Annotated in this window: 4 protein-coding genes and 1 pseudogene; 1 reads left to right on the forward strand and 4 read right to left on the reverse strand. The window is 66.2% G+C overall.

The features are described 5' to 3' along the window. Both ACTS1X_RS05015 and ACTS1X_RS05020 read right to left on the reverse strand, forming a co-directional pair. On the reverse strand, window positions 1-511 hold a 511-nt coding region (locus ACTS1X_RS05015; protein ID WP_442613285.1), incomplete at its 3' end, for a F0F1 ATP synthase subunit delta. A 135-nt stretch (window positions 512-646) separates the two neighbouring features. Beyond that, on the reverse strand, window positions 647-1765 hold the full coding sequence (locus tag ACTS1X_RS05020; RefSeq protein WP_442613286.1) for a S1C family serine protease: 1119 nt from the start codon (window positions 1763-1765) through the stop codon (window positions 647-649). A gap of 140 nt (window positions 1766-1905) precedes the next feature. Here ACTS1X_RS05020 and ada point away from each other — a divergent pair, with 140 nt between their 5' ends. Then, the gene (gene ada, locus ACTS1X_RS05025) at window positions 1906-2946 is read left to right on the forward strand and encodes a bifunctional DNA-binding transcriptional regulator/O6-methylguanine-DNA methyltransferase Ada (protein WP_442613287.1); all 1041 of its coding nucleotides are present in this window, start codon (window positions 1906-1908) and stop codon (window positions 2944-2946) included. Window positions 2947-2962: 16 nt separating this feature from the next. Here the strand turns inward: ada and ACTS1X_RS05030 are convergent, their stop codons facing one another. After that, on the reverse strand, window positions 2963-4708 hold the full coding sequence (locus tag ACTS1X_RS05030; RefSeq protein WP_442613288.1) for a tetratricopeptide repeat protein: 1746 nt from the start codon (window positions 4706-4708) through the stop codon (window positions 2963-2965). A gap of 52 nt (window positions 4709-4760) precedes the next feature. Beyond that, window positions 4761-5389 (reverse strand): annotated as a pseudogene (locus ACTS1X_RS05035) (primosomal protein N'); the annotation flags it as partial.

Below are 5389 nucleotides of genomic sequence, written 5' to 3' on the forward strand. Positions count from 1 at the left end.
GCGAGCCGTCGATCATCCGGCTGCCCATGCGGACGACGAGGCCGCCCAGCAGCGAAGGATCGACGCTCATGTCGATATTGACGTCCCGTCCCGCAAGGCTTTTGAGCTTGGCCTTCAGCGCGGCGACCTGGTCGTCGGAAAGGGGATGGGCCGAAGCGACTTCGGCATTGGCTTCGCCGCGATACTGGGCGGCGATGGTCGAGAAGGCGCGGATCGCGGCGCCGAGCTGGGCGAGGCGGCGATTCTCGGCGAGCGTCCCGAGGAAATTGGCGGTGAGGGGATCAAGCCCCAGCGATGCGGCGACCGATTGCGTCGCGGCCACGGCTTCCGACCGGCCGACGAGCGGGCTCGTGGTCAGGGTCGCGAATTCGTCCGAATCGGCGAGCGCCGATTTCAGCTTCGCAAGGCTGGCCTCGACCGCGTCGAGCTGTTTGTTCTCTTCCGCCAGTTCGAACAGTGCCGCCGCATAGCGGCCTGCCAGGCTGGCCTTGATTCCGCCGGAAATATCCACGCGCAAATATGCCCCTAAAGGAGGATGACTGGTCCATAGAAAAGGGAGCGGCAAAACGCCCCCGCTACGGCTGCGGGCCACCTAGCAAGGGTCATGCTGCGATGCAAGATGGCGCGGGCGAACTTTTCCCAGAAACTAATCGCCGGGCGGCTGTTCGGCCGCGTCTTCGGTTTCGGCGGGTTCCGCCTCGGCCGCCGCCGCTTCCGCTTCCGGCTCGGCATAGAGTTCGGCGAGGCTCGGCCGGTTCAGGAAGGCGTAGACCGCGCCCGCCATCAGCGCGATGCCGAGCCCGATGCTGAGGCCGCCGACCAGGGTGCCGGGCCGCCAGCGGCGGCGGAAGAACATCGCGATGATCCCGCCCGTGAACAGCATCGCGCCGGTCACGAGCAGCGCCACGGCGAGCGCGAGGCTCAGTTCGCGCTGCTCGTAGAACGCCTCGCGCTCGCGGTCGCGAGTCAGCCGGTCCTCCCGCTCGCGCTCCGCCGCTTCGCGCCGCGCGCGTTCGGGCGAGGGGACGCAGCTTTCGGTGGTGATCTCGGGCCGGACGTCGGCATTCCGGAGGAACGGGATGATCTCGCGCGCCGAGATCGCGAAGCCGAACTCGGCGTCGTTCTGCTGCGCCAGCGCGCCGAAACTGTTGATGCCGATCACCCGGCCGCATTCGTCGACCAGCGGTCCGCCGCTGTTGCCGCGCGCCATCGCCGCGGTGTGGAGCAGGGTGTCGACGTCGCGCCGGCTGCGCCCGCCGGAGAGCTGGCCGAAGGTGCGGACCGGCGCGATCGGCTGGACCCGTTCGGTGGCCGAGAGGTTTTCAGCCAGATCGACCGATCCCGGATAGCCGATCGCGGCGACCCGGCCGGTATCGGGCGGAGTGCCGGTGAAGATCGGCAGCGGCTCGATCACGCCCGCCTCCATCCGGATCAGCGCCAGGTCGGCCCGCGAATCGGAGGACAGCAGCTGCCCCGGATAGCGCCGGTCGCCCGAGGAGGGGACGATGCTGACCGAAATGTTCGGTGATTCGCGCAGCGGCGCGACGACATGGGCGTTGGTGACAATGAGGCCCGGCGCCACGGCGACGCCGCTGCCATGGCCGAGCAGATATTCGCCCTGTTTGGGATCGTTGGCGATCAGCGCGACGCGCACCACGCTGCGCGCGGCGAGCACGACCTCGTTCTGCGCGCTCGCCGGTTCCTCGCCCTTCTGCGCCGATGCCGCGACCGGCAGCAGCGCCAGCCAGACCAGCAAGACAGACATCCATCGCAGCACGGTACACCCCTCCCGATCGGCACGGACCGGCCTTTTAGCCGGGGCGCGGGAGCGAAGGAAAGAGGGCGCTTTCCTTTGACCGCAATATTCGGAACGCATCTGTGCTACGCTGGGCCTAGAAACGCCGCATGACACAGCAAACCACCCTCATCGATCCCGATCTCGCCTGGCAGGCCGTGCAGGCGCGCGATCGCAGTTTCGACGGCCGCTTCGTGACCGGCGTGCTGACGACGGGCATCTATTGCCGGCCGTCCTGCGCCGCCCGCCATCCCAAGCGGGGCAATGTCCGCTTCTTCGCGAGCGGACACGAGGCGCGCGACGCGGGCCTGCGCCCCTGCAAGCGCTGCAAGCCCGACGATGTCTCGCGCGACGAGGCGGCAGTCGCCGAGGCGGTCGCGCTGATCGAGGCGGCGGAGGAAGCGCCGAAGCTCGATCAGGTCGCGGCGCGGGTCGGCTATTCGCCAACCCATTTCCTGCGGGTCTTCCGCCGGGCGACGGGCGTGACGCCGGCCGCCTATGCGCGGGCGCTGCGCGCCGAACGGGCCGAACGCGCGCTCGATACCGAGGACCGGGTGACCGATGCGATCTACGAGGCCGGCTATTCGGGCCCGGGCCGCTTCTACGCCGAAACCGGCAAGCGATTGGGCATGACCCCCTCGGCCTGGCGCAAGGGCGGGGAGGGCGTGACGATCCACTGGGCGATCGCCGAGACCAGCCTTGGCGACATGCTCGTCGCCGCGACCGAGCGGGGCATCTGCCGGTTGAGCTTCGACGAGGACGAGGCGGCGTTGCGCGAGCGCTTTCCCAAGGCCGAGATCGTGCCGGCGAACGGCGAAATGGCCGATCTCGTCGCGCGCACGGTCGCCGCGGTCGACGATCCGGCGCGCCCGCACGGCCTGTCGCTCGACGTCCGGGGCACGGCCTTCCAGGAAGCCGTCTGGCGCGAACTGACCCGGATCCCGCCCGGCGAGACCCGCACCTATGCGCAGATCGCCGCGGCGGTCGGCAAGCCCCGGGCGGTCCGCGCCGCGGGCAGCGCGAACGGCGCCAACGCGGTCGCCGTCCTCATCCCCTGCCACCGGGTGATCCGGAGCGATGGCAGTCTGGGCGGCTATGCCTACGGGCTGAAACGGAAAGAGGCGCTGCTGGAGCGGGAGCGTGGGAGGTAGATTGTTCGGCGTCCGGTTATTCGGGAGACGCTTGGCGTTCCCGATCGTCGTCCGTTACCGGATCGTCGACAGTGCCAACCGTTGCATCGGCCGTATCTGGCTCCCGCTCCGTATCTGAAGTTTCCTCATCAAGCGCCGCGGCCACTTGGGCCTCGGCCTCCGTATCGGCTGCCGCAGCCGCGGCGGCTTCCGCTCTGATTTCCGCCACGATCGCATTCGCCTGATCGAACCCGGCCTCCCGCGAGGCGAGCTCCTGGATCAGCAACGCCATAAATCTGCCACCGACTTGATGGGGGTCCTGGGCTACCGGCCTGACGATCGCCGCGGCACCCTCGAAATCCCCGTCCTCGATCATTTCCTTGCCAAGATACAGCCTGATACCGGGTGCTTGCGGAACAAAGTGAAAAGCCTGATTGAGCGCGGCCACGGCATCATCGGGCCGGTTCTCCCGATCGGGGTAGGACAGATAATAATAGAAAAGCGCCAACGCGTTGTTATTGTCGGCATTATTGGCCCTTATGAAATAGCCGCGCGCTTCCTGCCAGCGGGGGTCGGCTGCCAATTCTGCATCCACATTGAACCCAAAAAAGTCTGCGACGTCGAATTCCCGATCGTCTTGCGTTTCTTCATCGCTTTCGGCGTCGTCGGCAATCGCGGCGGCGGCGTCAGGGCTCGGTAAGATAGACAATAGCATCGCGATACCCTTGTAGATGTTCGCTTCCACATGGTCGGGGTCGATGGCCAGTGCGCGATCCGTCGCTTCGATCGCCGTTGCATAGTCCTCGCGCGCTATGGCCGTGATCGCGTTTTCGACATGGAGCTGCGGAGATTGGGGATAGTCTTCGAGCAAATCCTCTACCCGGTCGTGAAGCGCTTCCCCGCTGCGTGCGTAGAGAAGAGCGATGGCGGCTTCGTCATCCGTCAGTTCTTCGATTTCGACCGGGCCGCTCGCCGCGAGAGAAAGAGAAATGCGGGAGGCAGGCATGCTTCTGCCGGCGGCATATGCTCTGAGAATTTCGTCGAGACCGGGATCCCAGTCGCCGAAGTTCTGCGCATAGGCATCGGCCGGTGCGGTGCCGTCGCTGATCGCGCGCAGATAACTGTTCAGAGCGTCACGGGTTTCCGGATGGAACGTCGCATGGTGAACGAGAAGCCACCCCTGCGCATAGGTCATGCGGTTGTTTCGCAGCCGGTTGGAAAGCAGGGCTTCGTGCGGGATCCAGGGGAAGTAGCGGAGCCACGGGAGATTGTCCCGCGCCAGGATGCCGACATCGATTTCGCCGCTGCTGCGAAAGCGAATGGTCGAATAGAATTCGGCAAAGCCTTCGACATACCAGGCCGGATAACTGGTCGGGAAATACTGCATCATGAAGTGATGCGAATATTCGTGAAACAGCACATTCTGACCGGTCACCCGAAAGCGGCCATAACCTGCGCTTCGGCGCGGGACGATGGCGTAGGGGCCGCGCGGATCGGAAAAATAGATTCCGCCGGCTCGTTGGCCCTCTTCCAGATAGTTCGCGATCCGGTTCTGGTTCCGGACGACGAAAATTCTGAGCTTGTTCAGGGACCGCGTCGTGTCGATGTTGCCGAAGTGCCGGAGCAGTCTGTCGAAGCGTTCCAGTTCCGACACATATTCCCGCATGGCCGACTCTGAAAACTCGGCATAAACGATGAAGTTGGTCGATTCGGCGCGGCGCCACCGGGCGTCGGCCGGCGCGAATACAAGCAGTGTCGCCGCGACAAAGATCAGAAACCGCATGGCTTTTTCTATCAATGCGCCGTTTTGGCGGCAACGCACTTGATCGCCAGCGTCACAAAAAGCTGTACGGATCGACGTCGACCGTCACGCGCACGCCCTTCGGCCAGTCGCGCGTGCCCAGCCAGTCGCGGATCACGCTCTGCACGTCGAGCGCGCGGCGGGCATGGACGAGGAGGCGCTGGCGATGGCGGCCGCGCAGCATGGCGAGCGGGGCGGGGGCCGGGCCGAGCACCATCATGCCCTCGACCCGGGGCGCGGTCTGGCCGATCATCCGGGCCGTCTCGAACGCCTCCTTCTCGTCCTCCGAGGAAATCACGATCCCGGCATAGCGGCCGAATGGCGGCGCGCCGGCATGGCGCCGGGCCTCGGTTTCGGCGGCGTAGAAGCTCTCGGCATCGCCCGAGACCAGCGCCTCGATGACCGGGTGGGACGGTTCGTGCGTCTGGATGAAGACCCGCCCCGGCTTGTCGCCGCGCCCGGCGCGCCCGGACACCTGCATGATCTGCTGGAAGGTGCGCTCGGCGGCGCGCAGGTCGCCGCCCTGCAGGCCGAGATCGGCATCGACGACGCCGACCAGGGTCAGGTTCGGGAAATGATAGCCCTTGGTCACCAGCTGGGTGCCGATCACGATATCGATATCGCCGGCCTCCATCCTGTGGACGAACTCGGCGGCCTTGGCCG

Source organism: Parasphingopyxis sp. (assembly GCF_052168275.1).
In the GTDB taxonomy this organism is placed as follows: domain Bacteria; phylum Pseudomonadota; class Alphaproteobacteria; order Sphingomonadales; family Sphingomonadaceae; genus Parasphingopyxis.

Excerpts from the sequence above, each read along its gene's own strand:
- ACTS1X_RS05030 (WP_442613288.1), bottom strand. The coding sequence starts at position 4,708 with ATGCGGTTTCTGATCTTTGTCGCGGCGACACTGCTTGTATTCGCGCCG.
- ACTS1X_RS05020 (WP_442613286.1), bottom strand. The coding sequence starts at position 1,765 with ATGTCTGTCTTGCTGGTCTGGCTGGCGCTGCTGCCGGTCGCGGCATCG.
- ada (WP_442613287.1), top strand. The coding sequence starts at position 1,906 with ATGACACAGCAAACCACCCTCATCGATCCCGATCTCGCCTGGCAGGCC.